Annotated in this window: 18 protein-coding genes and 1 pseudogene; 16 read left to right on the forward strand and 3 right to left on the reverse strand. The window is 71.6% G+C overall.

All coding sequences use genetic code 11. The features are described from left to right. The first annotated feature begins 20 nt into the window (after positions 1-20). The 4 genes from rpoZ (at position 21) to ACZ3TS_RS08545 (ending at position 5407) form a co-directional block, all read left to right on the forward strand. Entirely contained in the window at positions 21-293 is a 273-nt protein-coding gene (gene rpoZ, locus ACZ3TS_RS08530) for a DNA-directed RNA polymerase subunit omega (RefSeq protein ID WP_003982715.1), read from the forward strand. A gap of 146 nt (positions 294-439) precedes the next feature. Beyond that, positions 440-1642 carry a bifunctional phosphopantothenoylcysteine decarboxylase/phosphopantothenate--cysteine ligase CoaBC gene (gene coaBC / locus ACZ3TS_RS08535; RefSeq protein ID WP_467614914.1) on the forward strand — a complete coding sequence of 401 codons (1203 nt, stop codon included), beginning with the start codon at positions 440-442 and terminating at the stop codon, positions 1640-1642. 238 nt (positions 1643-1880) lie between these two features. Then, positions 1881-3089 (forward strand): methionine adenosyltransferase, encoded by a 1209-nt coding sequence (metK, locus tag ACZ3TS_RS08540; RefSeq protein ID WP_467614916.1) that lies wholly within the window; start codon positions 1881-1883, stop codon positions 3087-3089. A 158-nt stretch (positions 3090-3247) separates the two neighbouring features. After that, a complete protein-coding gene (locus ACZ3TS_RS08545) occupies positions 3248-5407 on the forward strand; it encodes a primosomal protein N' (RefSeq protein ID WP_467614919.1) in 2160 nt (719 codons plus the stop codon). Between the two features lie 198 nt (positions 5408-5605). Here ACZ3TS_RS08545 and ACZ3TS_RS08550 read toward each other — a convergent pair whose 3' ends face one another. Next, complete coding sequence (locus ACZ3TS_RS08550) at positions 5606-6139, reverse strand: hypothetical protein (protein ID WP_467614921.1); 534 nt, start codon at positions 6137-6139, stop codon at positions 5606-5608. Positions 6140-6436: 297 nt separating this feature from the next. Here ACZ3TS_RS08550 and fmt point away from each other — a divergent pair, with 297 nt between their 5' ends. Then, positions 6437-7369: a methionyl-tRNA formyltransferase gene (gene fmt, locus ACZ3TS_RS08555; RefSeq protein ID WP_467614924.1), complete on the forward strand. Its 933-nt coding sequence runs from the start codon at positions 6437-6439 to the stop codon at positions 7367-7369. 75 nt (positions 7370-7444) lie between these two features. Then, positions 7445-8863, forward strand: coding sequence for an RsmB/NOP family class I SAM-dependent RNA methyltransferase (locus ACZ3TS_RS08560; protein WP_467614927.1), 1419 nt, complete (start codon positions 7445-7447; stop codon positions 8861-8863). A gap of 88 nt (positions 8864-8951) precedes the next feature. Here ACZ3TS_RS08560 and ACZ3TS_RS08565 read toward each other — a convergent pair. Next, positions 8952-9071 (reverse strand): annotated as a pseudogene (locus ACZ3TS_RS08565) (AbrB/MazE/SpoVT family DNA-binding domain-containing protein); the annotation flags it as partial. Between the two features lie 152 nt (positions 9072-9223). Here ACZ3TS_RS08565 and rpe point away from each other — a divergent pair. From rpe to ACZ3TS_RS08615, 10 genes are all read left to right on the forward strand, one after another. Further along, complete coding sequence (gene rpe / locus ACZ3TS_RS08570) at positions 9224-9910, forward strand: ribulose-phosphate 3-epimerase (protein ID WP_467614929.1); 687 nt, start codon at positions 9224-9226, stop codon at positions 9908-9910. A 78-nt stretch (positions 9911-9988) separates the two neighbouring features. Then, complete coding sequence (locus tag ACZ3TS_RS08575) at positions 9989-11032, forward strand: sugar-binding transcriptional regulator (protein ID WP_467615153.1); 1044 nt, start codon at positions 9989-9991, stop codon at positions 11030-11032. 50 nt (positions 11033-11082) lie between these two features. Next, positions 11083-11505, forward strand: coding sequence for a guanyl-specific ribonuclease (locus tag ACZ3TS_RS08580; RefSeq protein WP_467614931.1), 423 nt, complete (start codon positions 11083-11085; stop codon positions 11503-11505). Beyond that, complete coding sequence (locus ACZ3TS_RS08585) at positions 11502-11855, forward strand: barstar family protein (RefSeq protein ID WP_467614933.1); 354 nt, start codon at positions 11502-11504, stop codon at positions 11853-11855. The genes ACZ3TS_RS08580 and ACZ3TS_RS08585 overlap by 4 nt, the downstream gene beginning before the upstream one ends. A 106-nt stretch (positions 11856-11961) precedes the next feature. Then, complete coding sequence (locus tag ACZ3TS_RS08590; protein WP_467614935.1) at positions 11962-13404, forward strand: GuaB1 family IMP dehydrogenase-related protein; 1443 nt, start codon at positions 11962-11964, stop codon at positions 13402-13404. 116 nt (positions 13405-13520) lie between these two features. Beyond that, on the forward strand, positions 13521-14045 hold the full coding sequence (locus ACZ3TS_RS08595) for a GNAT family N-acetyltransferase (protein ID WP_467614938.1): 525 nt from the start codon (positions 13521-13523) through the stop codon (positions 14043-14045). Between the two features lie 15 nt (positions 14046-14060). Next, positions 14061-14456 (forward strand): hypothetical protein, encoded by a 396-nt coding sequence (locus tag ACZ3TS_RS08600; protein ID WP_467614941.1) that lies wholly within the window; start codon positions 14061-14063, stop codon positions 14454-14456. A 242-nt stretch (positions 14457-14698) separates the two neighbouring features. Continuing rightward, on the forward strand, positions 14699-16192 hold the full coding sequence (locus ACZ3TS_RS08605) for an amino acid permease (RefSeq protein ID WP_467614943.1): 1494 nt from the start codon (positions 14699-14701) through the stop codon (positions 16190-16192). A 10-nt stretch (positions 16193-16202) separates the two neighbouring features. Then, the gene (locus ACZ3TS_RS08610) at positions 16203-16655 is read left to right on the forward strand and encodes an Lrp/AsnC family transcriptional regulator (protein ID WP_265559691.1); all 453 of its coding nucleotides are present in this window, start codon (positions 16203-16205) and stop codon (positions 16653-16655) included. Between the two features lie 40 nt (positions 16656-16695). After that, the gene (locus ACZ3TS_RS08615; RefSeq protein WP_467614944.1) at positions 16696-17130 is read left to right on the forward strand and encodes a VOC family protein; all 435 of its coding nucleotides are present in this window, start codon (positions 16696-16698) and stop codon (positions 17128-17130) included. A gap of 19 nt (positions 17131-17149) precedes the next feature. On the opposite strand, the gene ACZ3TS_RS08620 is transcribed toward ACZ3TS_RS08615, so the two are convergent. Further along, complete coding sequence (locus ACZ3TS_RS08620; protein ID WP_467614946.1) at positions 17150-17890, reverse strand: GntR family transcriptional regulator; 741 nt, start codon at positions 17888-17890, stop codon at positions 17150-17152. Positions 17891-18103: the final 213 nt, after the last annotated feature.

The following is an 18103-nucleotide window of genomic DNA, read 5'->3' on the forward strand; positions in this document are numbered from 1 at the left end:
CATCTTTCGGAAGGCAGAGCGTGTCCTCTTCCATCACCGCGCCCGAGGGCATCATCAACCCGCCGATCGACGAGCTCCTCGAGGCCACCGACTCGAAGTACAGCCTCGTGATCTACGCGGCCAAGCGAGCCCGCCAGATCAACGCGTACTACTCGCAGCTCGGCGAGGGCCTCCTCGAGTACGTCGGTCCGCTCGTCGACACCCACGTCCACGAGAAGCCGCTCTCGATCGCCCTGCGCGAGATCAACGCGGGTCTGCTGACCTCCGAGGCCGTCGAGGGCCCGGCGCAGTAAGCACGCGCAGTGAGTCACATCTGCGCATCGCAGTAGTTTTTCCACCACAGGCCCGGCAGGGGGCACCTCACAGCGGTAGCTGGGGGAGCTACTGCCGGGCCTGTGGTGTGTCATGAGGATGTATGTTTCCGAGTCGGGGAGAGACGGTGGACAAGCCGAAGGTCGTTCTGGGGGTCAGTGGCGGGATCGCCGCGTACAAGGCGTGCGAGCTGCTGCGCAGACTGACCGAGTCCGGACATGACGTACGCGTCGTGCCGACCGCCTCCGCGCTGCACTTCGTCGGTGCCGCCACCTGGTCCGCCCTCTCCGGCAACCCCGTCTCCACGGAGGTCTGGGACGACGTCCAGGAGGTCCCGCACGTCCGTATCGGCCAGCACGCCGACCTCGTGGTCGTGGCCCCGGCGACGGCAGACATGCTCGCCAAGGCGGCTCACGGCCTCGCCGACGACCTCCTGACCAACACGCTCCTGACCGCCCGCTGTCCGGTCGTCTTCGCCCCGGCGATGCATACGGAAATGTGGGAGCACCCGGCCACTCAGGAGAACGTGGCGACGCTGCGGCGTCGCGGTGCCGTGGTGATCGAGCCCGCCGTGGGCCGGCTGACCGGCGTCGACACGGGCAAGGGCCGGCTGCCCGACCCCGCCGAGATCTTCGAGGTCTGCCGACGGGTGCTGGCCAGGGGCGCGACCGAGCCCGATCTCGCGGGCCGCCACGTCGTGGTCAGCGCGGGCGGCACCCGTGAGCCCCTCGACCCCGTTCGCTTCCTCGGCAACCGCTCCTCCGGCAAGCAGGGCTACGCGCTGGCGCGCACGGCCGCGGCGCGGGGCGCCCGCGTCACCCTGATCGCCGCGAACACGGGCCTGCCCGACCCCGCGGGAGTGGACGTCCTACAGGTGGGCACCGCGGTGCAGCTGCGTGAGGCGGTGCTGAAGGCGGCCGCGGACGCGGATGCCGTGGTGATGGCGGCGGCGGTGGCGGACTTCCGTCCGGCCACGTACGCGTCGGGAAAGATCAAGAAGAAGGACGGCCAGGAACCGGAGCCCATCGTCCTGGTCAGGAATCCGGACATTCTCGCGGAGATCTCGGCCGACCGCGCCCGTCCGGACCAGGTGATCGTCGGCTTCGCCGCGGAGACGGACGATGTGCTGGCGAACGGCCGTACGAAGCTGGAGCGCAAGGGCTGCGACCTGCTCGTGGTGAACGAGGTGGGGGAGCGCAAGACCTTCGGTTCCGAGGAGAACGAGGCCGTCGTGCTGGGCGCCGACGGCAGTGAGACCCCTGTGCCGTACGGCCCCAAGGAAGCGCTGGCCGAGACCGTGTGGGACCTTGTGGCCCCCCGTCTGGCCTGAGTGTTTCCCGGACTTTGCGACGCTTTCGAAGACCGACATTCACGCGTGGCGACCCTGGAAAAGAGCGTGCGGCATTGGGCAGAATGCCCGTGCCGCAGGTCACAGCGCTCCCGAGAGGCGAGACACGTGGGCCGGTGGCCGAGCGCGACCGATAAACTGTTCCCGGACGACGCCGGGCGCAGCCTCCGTCCCGTCCACCAATGATCAGCCAGCAGCCGCTGCAACCCCAGGGAGCGTTGTGTCCCGTCGTCTGTTCACCTCGGAGTCCGTGACCGAGGGTCACCCCGACAAGATCGCTGACCAGATCAGCGACACGATTCTCGATGCGCTTCTGCGTGAGGACCCGACGTCCCGGGTCGCCGTGGAGACGCTGATCACCACCGGTCTGGTGCACGTGGCCGGCGAGGTCACCACCAAGACCTACGCGGACATCGCGACGTTGGTCCGCAACAAGATCCTCGAGATCGGCTACGACTCCTCGAAGAAGGGCTTCGACGGCGCGTCCTGTGGCGTCTCGGTGTCGATCGGCGCGCAGTCCCCGGACATCGCACAGGGTGTGGACGCGGCGTACGAGTCCCGCGTCGAGGGTGACGACGACGAGCTGGACCGCCAGGGTGCCGGCGACCAGGGCCTGATGTTCGGCTACGCGTCGGACGAGACGCCGACGCTGATGCCGCTGCCGATCTTCCTGGCGCACCGTCTGTCCAAGCGGCTGTCCGACGTCCGCAAGAACGGCACGATCCCGTACCTGCGTCCGGACGGCAAGACGCAGGTCACCATCGAGTACGAGGGTGACAAGGCGGTCCGTCTGGACACGGTGGTCATCTCCTCGCAGCACGCGAGCGACATCGACCTGGACTCGCTGTTGTCGCCCGACATCCGCGAGTTCGTGGTGGAGCCGGAGCTGAAGGCGCTGCTGGACGACGGGATCAAGCTGGAGACGGACGGCTACCGTCTGCTGGTCAACCCCACCGGCCGGTTCGAGGTCGGCGGCCCGATGGGCGATGCGGGCCTGACCGGCCGGAAGATCATCATCGACACGTACGGCGGTATGGCCCGCCACGGTGGTGGCGCGTTCTCGGGCAAGGACCCGTCGAAGGTGGACCGTTCGGCGGCGTACGCGATGCGCTGGGTGGCCAAGAACGTGGTCGCGGCGGGTCTGGCCTCCCGCTGCGAGGTACAGGTGGCGTACGCGATCGGCAAGGCCGAGCCTGTGGGTCTGTTCGTGGAGACCTTCGGGACGGCCAAGGTCGACGCCGAGAGGATCGAGCACGCGATCAACCAGGTCTTCGACCTTCGCCCGGCCGCGATCATCCGCGACCTCGACCTGCTCCGCCCGATCTACGCCCAGACGGCGGCGTACGGCCACTTCGGCCGCGAACTGCCCGACTTCACCTGGGAGCGCACGGACCGGGTGGACGCCCTGCGGAAGGCGGCGGGGCTGTAAGCCCTCCCCTACTCGTGCCGAGGCCCGGCGCCCTTCTGGGTTGCCGGGCCTCGGCACGCCGGAAACGGCCGGCACGGCGGACTCGTGGTGTGGGCGATCCGCAGCCGAGGTGATCTCGGGCGGCATCGGTGTCAGTGGCATTTGGTAAGAATGCAAGCGTGAGCAGCGGGAACGGGCAGCACCGGGCGGGCGGGGAAGAGGCCGCGCCGCCCGAGCAGCTTGCGCTGATGCGTGAGGCGGTGCGGAAGGCCAAGGCGCCCAGGGCCAAGCCGCGGACATGGCGTGGGGCCGCCCTGGCCAAGGAGCTGCCCGTCGCGCGCGTCGTGGTGGACAGGGGCGCGCTGCATCTGGACCGGTACTTCGACTATGCCGTGCCGGAGGAGCTCGACGCGGTGGCCCGGCCCGGAGTCAGGGTCCGGGTGCGGTTCGGGGCCGGCGGACGCAATGTGCGCGAAGGGCGCCGTGAGGGCGGCGGGCTCATCGACGGATTCCTCGTCGAGCGGGTGGCCGAGTCGGACTACACCGGGCCCCTTGCGGCACTGGCGCAGGTGGTGTCGCCCGAGCCCGTCCTCTCGCCCGATCTGCTCGGGCTCGCCCGGGCCGTCGCCGACCGGTACGCGGGCAGCCTCGCCGACGTCCTTCAGCTCGCCGTCCCGCCGAGGCACGCACGCGCCGAGGCCGCCGAGACGGGTGCGCCGCCCCCGCCGCCTCCGGCGCCCGATCCGGGGTCATGGCGGCGGTACGGGCGGGGGACGGAGTTCCTGCAGTCGCTGGCCTCCGGCGGTGCGCCCCGGGCCGTGTGGACCGCCCTGGCCGGGCCCGAGTGGGCTCAGGAGATCGCCCGGGCCGTGCAGGCCACGCTCGCCTCCGGCCGGGGCGCGTTGGTCGTCGTGCCCGCCGGGAGGCCGGCCGCTCGCGTCGATGCGGCGCTCAGAGCGCTGATGGGAGAAGGGCAGCATGCAGTCCTGACCGCCGACGCCGGGCAGGAGCGGCGCTACCGGGAGTGGCTCGCCGTACGGCGCGGGGCCGTGCGGGCCGTCGTCGGGACGCGGGCCGCCATGTTCGCGCCGGTGCGGAATCTCGGGCTTGTCGTCGTATGGGACGACGGAGATGCCAGTCACAGCGATGACAACGCTCCCTTCCCCCATGTCCGCGAGGTGCTGGAGCTTCGCGCTACGCGCGACAAGTGCGCTTTTTTGCTGGGGAGTTGGAGCTGCACCGTGGAGGCTGCCCAACTCGTCGAGAGCGGGTGGGCAGCACCGCTCGTCGCCGACCGCGAGCAGGTACGGGCCGCCGCGCCGCTCGTACGGACGGTGGGGGACGGGGACCTCGCGCGGGACGAGGCCGCCAGGGCGGCGCGTCTGCCGACGCTCGCCTGGGACGTCGTACGGGACGGGCTGCGGCAGGGACCCGTGCTGGTGCAGGTGCCGCGGCGGGGCTACGTGCCCCGGATGGCCTGTGCGCAGTGCCGCGCGCCCGCCCGGTGCCGGCACTGCGCCGGACCGCTGGCCGCGCAGGACGCGGGGGAGTTGCGGTGCGGGTGGTGCGGGCGGGAGGAGACCGCCTGGCACTGCCCGGAGTGCGGCGGATTCCGGCTGCGGGCCAGCATAGTGGGGGCCCGGCGGACCGCCGAGGAACTGGGGCGTGCGTTTCCGTCCGTTCCGGTGCGGACCTCGGGGCGCGAGCAGGTGCTGGACACGGTGCCGGGGACACCCGCGCTGGTCGTCAGCACCCCCGGCGCCGAGCCGGTCGCCGAGGGCGGGTACGCGGCGGCGCTGCTCCTCGACGGATGGGCCATGCTCGGGCGGCCCGATCTGCATGCGGGCGAGGACGCGCTGCGGCGGTGGATCGGCGCGGGTGCTCTCGTACGGCCGCAGTCAGCCGGCGGGACCGTCGTGGTCGTCGCGGAACCGACGCTGCGGCCCGTGCAGGCTCTCGTCCGATGGGATCCCGTCGGGCATGCCGTGCGGGAGCTCGCCGAGCGGGCCGAGCTGGGGTTTCCGCCGGTGTCGCGGATGGCGGCCGTGTCGGGGCCGGCCGAGGCCGTGACCGGGTTGCTCGACGGGGCCCAACTCCCGCCGGACGCCGAGATCCTGGGGCCCGTGCCGCTGCCGGTGACCGAGGCCGGACGGCCGCGGCGGGCCGGGGGACCGCCACCGGGGGAGCGGTGGGAGCGGGCGCTCATCCGGGTGCGGCCCGGGAGCGGGGCCGCACTGGCCATGGCGTTGAAGACCGCGCTGGCGGCCAGGACGGCACGTGGAGGGAGTGGAGGAAGCGAGACGGTGCGGATCCGGATCGACCCGCCGGCCATCGGGTGAAGGCCCGATACGGGCACGGGCGGCGGCATGGGGCGATTCGGAAGGAGCGGCACGAGCCCCTCGGCGTCCGCGGCGCGCGGAGACGGCAGCCGGTGCGCCGTCCCTTGCACGCCCCGGAGCCTGCACGTCCGCACGCCGGAGTGGGGCGCAGTCACGCGGCTGCCTCCCGGTGGTGCCGGGAGGCAGGCGGAGGGCGGCTCAGCCGTTGCGCGGGGCCGGGAAGGCCGTCGGCCTCACCTCTTCGCGGAGGGTGGGGCTGCCCGCCGTCGGCTGGGTCGGCATCGATCGTGCCGCGGGGAGCGTGGGGATGCCCGCGCTCACGTTGAGCGTGCGGGTGCCGGACGGCTCCGACGCGCGCTCGGCCTCGGCGGCCGCCTGGGTCGCGGCACGGCGGGCGCCGTAACGGCGGTGGACCGCCTGCTTGGTGACTCCGAGCGCGGAGCCCACGGCGTCCCACGAGAAGCCGAGCGAGCGGTCGAAGTCCACGGCCGCCGTGACCAGGGTCTCGACACTGTCCCGCAGCTCTTGGGCGAGGCGGACGGTCGGGGCGGGGGCGCGTCCGTAGACGACGAAGCCCGTGGACGGGCCGGAGCGACGCGGACGGTAGACGTTGCCCAACTGGGCGGTGAGGGTGCGCAGTGCGTCCACCTGCCGGCGGACCCGCTCGATGTCCCGCACCAGCAAGTGCAGGCTGGCCCGGGCCTGGGCGTCGTGGGTTGCGTGGTCGGCCATGAACAAGCCTCTCGAACCGGCGTTGAAAAGGGCCGGGCCGCAATCGCGGCCCGTTGTGGTCAACTCTTTCTTGACCAACGCGCTTTTGGGTCTGTGGTCACGGTGCGGGGGCGTAAGGGCATATGCGTACGCCCCCACGGGTGGTGCGCGCTGCGGAGGCGTCCGCCGAGGAGCAGGGCGGCCACCGCGCTCCCGGCGCCCCGGCCCCCATACACTGGTGCGCTGCCCGTCCGCCTCGGCGCAGCCGGAGGCGTGCGGGCCCGTCAGCGCTCCCGCCCGAGAGGCCGTCACCCACTCATGAGGCTTGTCTTCGCAGGTACCCCCGAGGTCGCCGTCCCCGCGCTGGACGCTCTCATCGCGTCCGAGCGGCACGAGGTGGCCGCCGTCGTCACGCGGCCCGACGCACCGGCGGGGCGCGGGCGCAGGCTCGTCGCCAGTCCCGTCGCCGAGCGGGCGGAAGAGGCCGGGATCGAGATTCTCAAGCCGAACCGGCCCCGTGACGAGGACTTCCTCGCACGGCTGCGGGAGATCGCCCCCGACTGCTGTCCGGTGGTCGCCTACGGGGCGCTCCTGCCGCGCGTCGCCCTCGACGTCCCCGCCCACGGCTGGGTCAACCTGCACTTCTCCCTGCTCCCCGCCTGGCGCGGCGCCGCCCCCGTACAGCACTCCCTCCTTGCGGGCGACGAGATCACGGGTGCCTCGACCTTCCTCATCGAGGAAGGACTCGACTCCGGGCCCGTCTACGGCACCGTCACCGAGCGGATCCGGCCCACCGACACCAGTGGTGACCTCCTCACCCGACTCGCCTTCGCCGGTGCCGGACTGCTCTCGGCCACCATGGACGGCATCGAGGCCGGCACTCTCAAGGCCGTGCCGCAGCCCGCCGAAGGGGTCACGCTGGCGCCGAAGATCACCGTCGAGGACGCGCATGTCGACTGGTCGGCGCCCGCGCTCCGCATCGACCGCATGGTGCGCGCCTGCACACCTGCGCCCGGCGCCTGGAGCGGCTTCCGCGGCGAGCGGCTCAAGCTCATCCAGGTCGCGCCCGTGCCCGAGCGGACGGACCTCGCCCCCGGGCAGCTGTCCGTCGGCAAGAACAACGTGTACGTCGGCACGGGTTCGTACGCCGTCGAGCTGGTGTGGGTGCAGGCCCAGGGCAAGAAGCCGATGAAGGCCGCGGACTGGGCGCGCGGGGTGCGGATCGGCGCCACCGAGACCCTCGGGAGCTGACCTCCCCGACCCGCCCGACAGCCACGGACGTACGCTGGGAGGCGCACGTCATCCCACATCCGGAGCACTTTTTTCGTGAGCGACCAGTCCCGTCGTCCCCGCAAGCCGGGCAAGCCCTACCGCCGGCCCCAGAAGGACCCCGTCCGTATCCTCGCCTTCGACGCCTTGCGGGCCGTCGACGAGCGGGACGCGTACGCGAACCTCGTGCTGCCGCCGCTGCTGCGCAAGGCGCGCGAGAAGGGGGACTTCGACGGGCGGGACGCGGCGCTCGCCACCGAGCTGGTGTACGGGACGCTGCGCAGGCAGGGGACGTACGACGCCATCCTCGAGGCCTGTGTCGACCGGCCGCTGCGTGAGGTCGATCCGCCCGTGCTCGATGTGCTCAGTCTCGGCGTCCATCAGCTGCTCGGGACGCGGATCCCGAGCCATGCCGCCGTATCGGCCACCGTCGAGCTCGCCCGTGTCGTGCTCGGCGACGGACGGGCCAAGTTCGTCAACGCCGTGCTGCGCAAGGTCGCCCAGGACGACCTCGACGGCTGGCTGGAGCGAGTGGCACCGCCGTACGACGAGGACCCCGAGGACCACCTCGCGGTCGTGCACTCGCACCCGCGCTGGGTCGTCTCCGCCCTGTGGGACTCGCTCGGCGGCGGGCGCGCCGGGATCGAGGACCTTCTCGAGGCCGACAACGAGCGGCCGGGGGTGACGCTCGTCGCCCGTCCCGGTCGCTCCACCACCGAGGAGCTGCTGCGCGAGGAGGCTGCGGCGCCGGGGCGCTGGTCACCGTACGCCGTCCGGCTCACCGAGGGCGGCGAGCCCGGTGCCGTCGAGGCCGTGGGGGAAGGCCGTGCGGGCGTTCAGGACGAGGGCAGTCAGCTCGTCGCGCTCGCCCTGGCGAACGCCCCCCTGGAGGGACCCGACGAGAAGTGGCTCGACGGGTGTGCCGGGCCCGGCGGCAAGGCGGCGCTGCTCGCGGCGCTCGCCGCTGAGCGCGGGGCCGTACTGCTGGCATCCGAGAAGCAGCCGCACCGGGCCGGCCTGGTGGCGAAGGCGCTCGCCGGGAATCCCGGTCCCTACCAGGTCATAGCCGCCGACGGCACCCGCCCGCCGTGGCGGCCCGGGAGCTTCGACCGGGTACTGGTGGACGTGCCCTGCACCGGACTGGGAGCGCTCCGCCGCCGGCCCGAGGCCAGGTGGCGGCGCCGTCCCGAGGACCTGGACGGTTTCGCGCCGCTTCAGCGCGGCCTGCTGCGCACGGCCCTGGAGTCCGTACGCGTCGGCGGCGTCGTCGGCTACGCCACCTGCTCGCCCCACCTGGCCGAGACGCGCGCCGTGGTCGCCGACGTGCTCAAGCAGTTCCCCGAGACCGACCTCATCGACGCCCGGCCCCTGCTCCCTGGTGTCCCGGCCATCGGGAACGGCCCCGACGTACAGCTGTGGCCGCATCTGCACGGCACCGACGCCATGTATCTGGCGCTCATCCGCCGGACGGGCTGAACCGGCATGCCGCCGGACCCTCCTCGTGGGGGTGCCCGCCTCTCAGTTCTAGGGGCCGGGCCGGCTTCGGGACTCCGCGCCGAGAAGTTCACTGCGCCTGGTCGGGCCGTACCGTGATGTGATCGGGCTCCAGTTCCAGCAGGACGCGGTCGTGGATGTCGAGGGCCTGGGAGAAGTCACGTGGCAGCTGGAAGCGGCTGGCGCGGTCCCATGGCCTGGGCGTTCTCCCTGTCCAGCAGGGCCGTGGTAGCCCCCCGCGCGTCGGCGCCTGGCGCGCCGTGCACCGCGTCGCGCAATGAGCCGAAGGTCCAGGGCGGACCGGCGACAACAAGCGGGGCCGGGGCATGGCAGTCTTGGGTCATGGCCGTGCAGATCAACCCCAGCATCTTGTCCGCCGATTTCTCCCGCCTCGCCGAGGAGGCGACGGCCGTGGAAGGAGCCGACTGGCTCCACGTCGACGTCATGGACAACCACTTCGTCCCGAACCTCACGCTCGGGTTGCCGGTCGTGGAGTCCCTGGCCCGGGCGACGGACACTCCGCTGGACTGCCATCTGATGATCGCGGATGCCGACCGGTGGGCGGCCCAGTACGTCGAAGCGGGTGCCGGCTCCGTCACGTTCCACGCCGAGGCGGCCGCCGCGCCGGTGCGGCTCGCCCGCGAGATCCGGGCCAAGGGCGCGCGGGCCTCCATGGCCCTCAAGCCCGCCACCCCCATCGAGCCGTACGAGGACCTGCTGCCCGAGCTGGACATGCTGCTGATCATGACGGTCGAGCCCGGCTTCGGCGGACAGGCCTTCCTGGACATCATGCTCCCCAAGATCCGCCGCACCCGCGAGCTGATCAGCAAGCACGGTCTCGAGCTGTGGCTGCAGGTCGACGGCGGCGTCTCGGCCTCCACCATCGAACAGTGCGCGGAGGCGGGGGCGGACGTCTTCGTGGCCGGTTCGGCGGTCTACGGGGCGGCCGACCCGGCCGCCGCGGTACGTGCATTGCGCACCCAGGCGGAGCGGGCGACCGCTCGTGCGTCATGGGCGTGCGACGAGTGAGCCAACGGAAACTGAACGCCGACCGTCCGGGCTGATCAAGTACGCCGGATCTGCAAGGATGAACGGCGAATGCAGAGTGTGAACAGCAGTGAGGAGATGGCCGTGTCGGGTATGTCGGCGGGCCGGTCAGCCATGCGGATGGGACCCGCTGAGCTGGTGCAGGCGGCGGCCATGGCCCGTCGCTTCTATCTCGAGGGCAAGTCCAAGATCCAGATCGCGGAGGAGTTCGGCGTCAGCCGCTTCAAGGTGGCCCGGGTCCTGGAGACCGCTCTCGAACGGGATCTCGTGCGGATCGAGATCCGTGTTCCGGCCGAGCTGGACGCCGAGCGCTCCGACGCGCTGCGCGCCCGGTACGGCCTCAGGCACGCCGTCGTGGTCGAGTCCCCGGCCGACGCCGAGGAGTCGCCCGACCCCGAGAATCTCGGTGAGGTGGCCGCCGACCTGCTCGGCGAACTGGTGACCGAGGGCGATGTGCTGGGCCTGGCCTGGGGCCGCTCCACCATCCACATGGCGGCGGCCCTGGACCGGCTGCCGCCGTGCACGGTGGTGCAGCTGACGGGCGTGTACGACGCCGGGACCGCCGAGCGCGGCTCGGTGGAGGCCGTCCGCCGTGCCGCGCAGGTCTCGGGCGGGGACGCCCACCCCATCTATGCGCCGATGCTGCTGCCGGACGCGGCGACCGCGGCGGCGCTGCGCAACCAGACGGGGATCGCCCGCGCCTTCGAGTACTTCGACAAGGTCACGGTCGCCTGCGTCTCCATCGGCTCCTGGGAGCCCGGCATCTCGACGGTGCACGACATGCTCACCGAGGAGGAGCGCGCTCACTACGCGTCTCTCGGTGTCGCCGCCGAGATGTCCGCGCACCTCTTCGACGCCGAGGGCCGCCGGGTCGGACGGGACCTGGGGGAACGATGCATCACCGTCAAGGCGGACCAGCTGCGTCGCGTCCCCGAAGTCGTCGCGATAGCGGGCGGGCAGCGCAAGGCGGCCGCGATCGACGCGGTGCTGCGATCCGGGCTCGTCACGAGCCTGGTGACGGACACGTCGGCCGCGGACTACCTCATGACGGCGGGACCCACTCCGAAGCCCGCCCTGAACCGGGCGGACCCCGACGGGCCCTGACGGGCCCTGACAACCGGGTGCGCGGGGGCGGCCGTGGCAGCATCAAGGTCATGCTGACGCGGTACGTCCCTCGTGTGCTCGCGGGGCTGCTCCTGTGCCTGGGCGCCCTGGTCGCCGGGTGTTCGCCGACGGACACCGGCGCCCCGGTGCCGACCCCCTCGTGGGCCGGGCAGACGACCCCGTCGTGGGTCGGGCACATGGCCACCGTCAAGGAGTCCCGGCTCCCCGCCGAGGCGCGGCAGACCCTCGGCCTCGTCGACAAGGGCGGTTTCTTCCCGTACGCCCAGGACGGCGCCGTCTTCGGCAACTTCGAGCTGCTGCTGCCCAGGCACCCGCGCGGCTACTACCACGAGTACACGGTGAAGACCCCGGGCTCGCGCGACCGCGGGGCCCGGCGCCTTGTCACCGGGCAGGGCGGGGAGATCTACTACACCGACGATCACTACAACTCGTTCAGGGTGGTGCTGAGATGACGGACGACCCGGCGGGCCCGCTCGTGGTCACGCTGGACCTTCACGGAGTCGCCGACAAGGCCGCGTTCATGGAGCGGATCGTGCGCGCCCTGGACCTGCCGCACTGGTTCGGTCGCAACTGGGACGCGCTCAACGACTCGCTCACCGACCTGTCGGTCTGGCCCGAGGCATCCGCGGACAGGGGGCTGCTGATCCTCGTCACGGGCTGGCGCGGCTACGCGACGGCCCGGCCCGAGGAGTGGGAGATCGCCCAGGAGGTGCTCGCCGCCGCGGTGGACCGCGGGCTGGGACTCTCCGTTGCGCTCGCGCTTGGAGGATCCCACGAAGGCGCCGCTGACCTGCCTGGATGATCTGTCCGGGGACCGCATACCCCCCGACATGGGACAATGAAGTACGTGCTCTTCCCCCTGGCTGACCTGTCCGGGGCCACCTCTGATCGACTGGGATGTGCAGCACGTGCGTTTCCTCAATGACATACAGCCTGCCTACGACCTGACGTACGACGACGTCTTCATGGTGCCGAGCCGTTCCGCGGTCGGTTCCCGGCACGGCGTGGACCTCACTTCCCCCGACGGCACGGGCACCACCATCCCGCTGGTCGTGGCCAACATGACCGCCATCGCCGGCCGCCGGATGGCGGAGACGGTGGCCCGTCGCGGCGGTCTGGTCGTCATACCGCAGGACATCCCGATCGACGTGGTGACCGAGGTCATCTCCTGGGTCAAGGACCGCCACCTGGTCCTGGACACCCCCATCGTGCTCGCGCCGCACCAGACCGTCGCCGACGCGCTCGCGTTGCTGCCGAAGCGCGCGCACAACGCGGGTGTCGTCGTGGACGAGCAGCACCGGCCCATCGGTGTGGTCACCGACGCCGACCTCTCCGGCGTGGACCGCTTCACGCAGCTCGAAGTGGTGATGTCGACAGACCTGCTGCTGCTGGACGCCGACATCGACCCGCGCGAGGCCTTCCACACCCTCGACGCCGCCAACCGGCGCTACGCGCCCGCCGTCGACAAGGACGGCAAGCTCGCCGGCATCCTCACCCGCAAGGGCGCCGTACGCGCCACTCTCTACACGCCGGCCACCGACGCCGACGGCAGGCTGCGCGTCGCCGCCGCCGTGGGTATCAACGGCGATGTCGGGGGCAAGGCCAAGCAGCTGCTCGACGCGGGCGTCGACACGCTCGTCATCGACACCGCGCACGGGCACCAGGAATCGATGATCGGCGCCATCGGGACGGTGCGGGCGCTCGACCCGCGGGTGCCGATCGTGGCGGGCAACATCGTCGCCGCCGAGGGCGTGCGCGACCTGATCGAGGCGGGCGCGGACATCGTCAAGGTCGGCGTGGGCCCCGGCGCCATGTGCACCACGCGCATGATGACGGGCGTCGGACGCCCTCAGTTCTCGGCGGTCCTGGAGTGCGCTGCCGAGGCGAAGAAGTACGGCAAGCACGTGTGGGCCGACGGCGGAGTCCGTCATCCGCGCGACGTCGCGATGGCGCTGGCCGCGGGCGCGTCCAACGTGATGATCGGCTCCTGGTTCGCCGGCACGTACGAGTCTCCCGGCGACCTGCAGCAGGACGCGAACGGCCGCCTCTACAAGGAGTCGTTCGGCATGGCGTCGGCGCGCGCGGTCCGCAACCGCACGTCGGACGAGTCGTCGTACGACCGTGCTCGCAAGGCCCTGTTTGAGGAGGGCATCTCGACCTCGCGCATGTTCCTCGACCCGGTCCGCCCGGGCGTCGAGGACCTGATCGACTCGATCATCGCGGGCGTCCGCTCCTCCTGCACCTACGCGGGCGCAAGCTCCTTGGAGGAGTTCGCCGAGCGGGCCGTCGTGGGCATCCAGAGCGCGGCGGGCTACGCGGAGGGCAAGCCGCTGCACGCCAGCTGGAGCTGACACGACCTTCTTCGGTACGGCCCCGGTCGCCCCGACGGCGGGACAGCGGGGCCGTCCGCGTGCGGGGGCGGAAATGCGGGCGACGTGGCCGATCCCGGCCGCCTACCGTCGGCTCCATGGAGATCACCGTCTGCCGGACCGCCGATGTCGCGCTGCTCGACCGGTACATCGGCTCGCCCGGCGCCACCTCGTCCCATGCCCGGCGCTTCGCCCGACAGGAGACGGGGGAGAGCACGTACCTGGTGGCCTGGATCGACGGACGGCCCGTCGGGCACGCCGAGGTGCGCTGGAACGGCTGCGCCGCGCCGGAGGTCCGGGGGGCGGGGGCGGGTTGCCCCGAGATCAACGGGCTCGGCGTCTGGCCCGAGGAACTGCGCTCGCACGGCGTCGGCAGTGCGCTGATTCGTGCGGCCGAGGAGCTGGCCCGCGGGCGCGGCCGCAGGACGATCGGCCTCGGTGTCGGCCAGGACAATCCCCGCGCGGCGGCCCTGTACGCGCGGCTCGGCTACCGGCCCCTCGTCGCGTACGTGGACCGCTGGGCGTACGAGGACACCGACGGTGTGACGTACCCGTGCGCCGACCCCTGCACGTTCCTCGTCAAGGAGCTTCCGTCAAGTCGTCTTGACGTCCAGCGGTCTTGACGCAAATCTGGACGTATGACCACACCCCAGAGCATCGAGTCGCAGTACACGCTGGTGACCGCCGTCGCCCGGCTGGAGGAGCTGCGCATCAGGGAGTCGCTCGCCGGGGAGGGAAGCGAGGCCGGGGCACTGGACCGGGGCGAGCTGTTGGAGCTGCTGGCGCTGAGCGAGGTCGTGGCCCGCAAAGCGGCGTACGGGCGCCAGCTCACCCTGCGGGCGGCGCGTGAGGCCGGAGCCTCCTGGGCCCAGATCGGCGCAGCGCTCGGCACCAGCAAGCAGGCCGCCTGGGAGGCCCACACCCGCTGGATCGACGCCCAGGCGGCCGCCTACGGAAAGCCTGGACAGACGGGCTTCGACGCGGCGGACGAAGCCCGGGCGCGGGCGCTCGCAGGGGAGTCCGAGGAGGACTGAGGGGCCCTCGGCTGCCGTGCGCAAACATCGAAAGGGCTTGCGCAACAAACATCCGTGACTCCTCGATGAACGCAACGATCTTGCGGAGGTGCGCAAGGCTGCCGCATTACGCCCGTGAAGGGCTGGCTCATAGGGTCAAGCGCTGTACGTGGCGTGGCGAGGACCCCGCTCGGTGGTCCCCGCCCCAGGGGCGCCGCCGGTCCTCGCCTGCCCCCTGACCGGCAGCGACAAGGAGCCGACGCGTGCTCGACCAAGGCGCACCCCCGCAGTCCCGCAGTCATCCGGCCTCGCCGCCCGACGGCCTCGGCGCGCGTCTCATGCGCCGCAAGCCCGTGGAGCGGCTGGTCGCCGAGGGCGGCCAGGGCGAAGGAGGGACGCTGCGGCGCTCCCTCGGGCTGTGGCAGCTCACCATGATCAGCATCGGAGCCACCCTCGGCACCGGCATCTTCGTGGTCCTCGGCGAGGCCGTCCCCAAGGCCGGTCCGGCCGTCACCCTCTCCTTCGTGATCGCCGGTCTCACCGCGCTGTTCTCCGCGCTGTCGTACGCCGAGCTGGCGGGCACGATCCCGGTCTCCGGATCCTCGTACTCGTATGCGTATGCAACGATGGGTGAGCTGATCGCCTGGATCTGCGGCTGGTGTCTGGTCCTGGAGTACGGCGTCTCCGTGGCCGCCGTCGCGGTCGGCTGGGGTGAGTACCTCAACGAACTGCTGGGCGGCACCATCGGTGTCACCATCCCGGCCGCGCTGTCCGCGCCGCCCGGTGAGGGCGGCATCTTCAATCTGCCTGCCCTGATCGTCGTGCTGCTCGCCATGGCGTTCCTGCTCGGCGGTGCCAAGGAATCCGCGCGCGCCAACACGATCATGGTCGTGGTGAAGATCGCCGCGCTCCTGCTGTTCTGCCTGATCGGCATTCAGGGCTTCCGCTCGGGCAACTACGCGAACTTCATGCCGCTCGGCATGGCAGGCGTCAGCGCCGCGGGGGCCACGCTGTTCTTCTCCTACATCGGCTTCGACGCCGCCTCCACGGCCGGCGAGGAGGCGAAGAACGCACAGCGCGACCTGCCCCGCGCGATCATGCTGTCGCTGGTCATCGTCACGGCGCTGTATGTCGTCGTCGCCGCTGTCGCCGTGGGCGCCAAGCCCTGGCAGCGCTTCAACGACTCGGAGGCCGCGCTCGCCCAGATCATGAAGGACGTCACGGGACAGACCTTCTGGGGCACCCTCCTCGCCGCCTGCGCGGTCATCGCCATCGCGAGCGTCGTGCTGACCGTGCTGTACGGCCAGACGCGCATCCTCTTCGCGATGTCCCGGGACGGCCTGGTGCCCAAGGTGTTCTCGCGCGTCCACCCGCGGACCGGCACGCCTCGTGCCAACACGCTGATCGTGTCCGTCTTCTGCGGCGTCCTCGCCGCCGCGATCCCCCTCGGGCAGCTCGCCGACGCCACCAGCATCGGCACGCTGTTCGCCTTCGCGCTGGTCAACATCGCGGTCGTGCTGCTGCGTCGGACGCGTCCGCACATGCCCCGCACCTTCCGGGTACCGCTGTCGCCGGTGCTGCCCGCGCTCGGCTTCGCCTTCTGCGTCTGGATGATGGGCAGCCTCTCGGCCGTCACCTGGGTCGTCTTCGGAGTCTGGATGGCCGTCGGCCTCGTGTTCTACTTCCTGTATGGCCACCGCCGCTCCCGGCTGGCCGTCGAGGAGCCCGCGCCGACCCCACTCACCGCAGAGAAGTGAACCGCCCGCCTTGCTGAACGATCTCGACGAACGCATCGTCCACGCCCTCGCCGAGGACGCCCGCCGCTCCTACGCGGACATCGGGCAACTGGTCGGCCTGTCCGCGCCGGCCGTGAAGCGGCGCGTGGACCGGCTGCGCGCGACCGGCGCCATCACGGGGTTCACCGTCCGGGTGGACCCGGCGGCGCTCGGCTGGGAGACCGAGGGGTTCGTCGAGATCTACTGCCGGCGCAACACCTCGCCGGAGACCATCCAGCGGGGCCTGGAGCGCTACCAGGAGGTCGTGGCCGCCTCCACCGTCACCGGTGAGGCGGACGCGATCGCCCAGGTCTTCGCCTCCGACATGCGTCACTTCGAGCGCGTGCTGGAGCGGATCGCCGGGGAGCCGTTCGTGGAGCGCACCAAGTCGGTGCTCGTCCTTTCGCCCTTGCTGCGCCGGTTCTCGTCGGGCTCGCCGACCTGAGGCGGCCCGGCTGACAGTGGCGCACAGTACGGTCGCGGTCATGGCAGCCAGAATCACTCTGACCCTCGACTGCGCGGACGCGCAGCTCCTCGCCGCGTTCTGGAAGACGGCACTCGGCTACACCGACGAGCCGCCGCCCGCCCCCTTCGCCACGCGTGAGGAGTGGCTCGCGCAGTTCGACCTGCCGGGGGACGAATCCGTGGACGACGGCGCGTGGCTGTGCGATCCCGACGGTGTCGGCCCCCTGTTGTCGATCCTCAAGGTGCCCGAGCCCAAGACCGCCAAGAACCGCCTGCACATCGACGTCCGCGTCCCCGGGCACGGCACTCCCGAGGAGCGGTGGGCGCGGATCAGGGCGGAGGCCGGGCGCCTGGTGGAGGCGGGCGGAAGGATCCTCGCGGAATTCGACGGACACCACGTGGTGATGGCCGATCCGGAGGGCAACGAGTTCTGCGTGGCCGCCACCTCCGGCTGAGGGCCCGCCGCCCGACCGGTCACTCGGCCGTCTTGCGCGCCAGCGCGTTGTTGCCGATCGAGTTGTGCACGCTGAAGCTCACGGCGTCCGAGCGGTAGCGGTCGTCCGACCACTCCACCGGGCGTCCGTCGCGTGTGGTCGTGACGCGCCGGACCCGCAGCAGCGGACTGGTGCGGCGGATGCCCAGCAGTTCGGCGTCCTGGGCGCCCGCCGCGACCGCGTCGATGACGTGCTCGCCGTATGCGAAGACCAGGCCCGTGTCATCGAGGAGCCGCTGAGTGACGGAGGGGCAGTCGGGTTCGATGGATTCGACCGCCGGGGAGATCCAGTCCGCGTAGACGGTCCGCTCCAGCAGGACGGGTTCGCCGTCGAGACCGCGCACGCGCAGAACGTGCAACACCGGGGCCTGCTCGGGCAGATGGAGGCGTACCGCGTCCTCCTTGGTCGCCGGCCGGTACTCCTGGGCCACCATCTGCCCGGTCGCCTCGCGGCCCATCGCCCGCGCCCACTGCGCGAAGCTGCGCAGTTCCGCGAAGCTCTGGCTGCGGCGGCTGGCCAGCACCACCCGGCGGGCGCCCTGCCGAGACCCGATGAGCCCCTCGGCGGTCAGGGCCGCGACGGCCTGGCGGACCGTGCCTCGGGAGACGCCGTAGTGGGCTGCGAGGTCCGTCTCCGGGGGCAGCAGGCTGCCCACCGTGTACTCCTCGCGATCGATCGCCCGCCGCAGCTCATCGGCGATCTCCTCGTGTCGTGCCGCCATACTTCCCCTCTGAGTCCACTGCTGTGCACAGCGTGACCACCCTAATCGAGACCTGCGCGTGATCTGTACGGCCGGGGAATGTGCAGGCAAGTAGGGCTCAGAGTTTCGTCATTGTTTACGAACAGGACACCGGCGTCGGGCGTACTTGGGTCAACTTGTTCAGACAAGTTCTCCGTCTAACCCGAGTCTTCGTGCGTACTCCTGGAGAGACCC

This window comes from Streptomyces sp. NPDC022910, from assembly GCF_055561075.1.

Bases quoted from the DNA above. Each gene is read 5' to 3' on its own strand.
- ACZ3TS_RS08585 (WP_467614933.1), top strand. From the start codon at position 11,502: ATGACGGACGACCCGGCGGGCCCGCTCGTGGTCACGCTGGACCTTCAC.
- ACZ3TS_RS08550 (WP_467614921.1), bottom strand. From the start codon at position 6,139: ATGGCCGACCACGCAACCCACGACGCCCAGGCCCGGGCCAGCCTGCAC.
- ACZ3TS_RS08580 (WP_467614931.1), top strand. From the start codon at position 11,083: ATGCTGACGCGGTACGTCCCTCGTGTGCTCGCGGGGCTGCTCCTGTGC.
- ACZ3TS_RS08595 (WP_467614938.1), top strand. From the start codon at position 13,521: ATGGAGATCACCGTCTGCCGGACCGCCGATGTCGCGCTGCTCGACCGG.
- ACZ3TS_RS08620 (WP_467614946.1), bottom strand. From the start codon at position 17,890: ATGGCGGCACGACACGAGGAGATCGCCGATGAGCTGCGGCGGGCGATC.
- ACZ3TS_RS08615 (WP_467614944.1), top strand. From the start codon at position 16,696: ATGGCAGCCAGAATCACTCTGACCCTCGACTGCGCGGACGCGCAGCTC.
- ACZ3TS_RS08600 (WP_467614941.1), top strand. From the start codon at position 14,061: ATGACCACACCCCAGAGCATCGAGTCGCAGTACACGCTGGTGACCGCC.
- fmt (WP_467614924.1), top strand. From the start codon at position 6,437: ATGAGGCTTGTCTTCGCAGGTACCCCCGAGGTCGCCGTCCCCGCGCTG.
- rpe (WP_467614929.1), top strand. From the start codon at position 9,224: ATGGCCGTGCAGATCAACCCCAGCATCTTGTCCGCCGATTTCTCCCGC.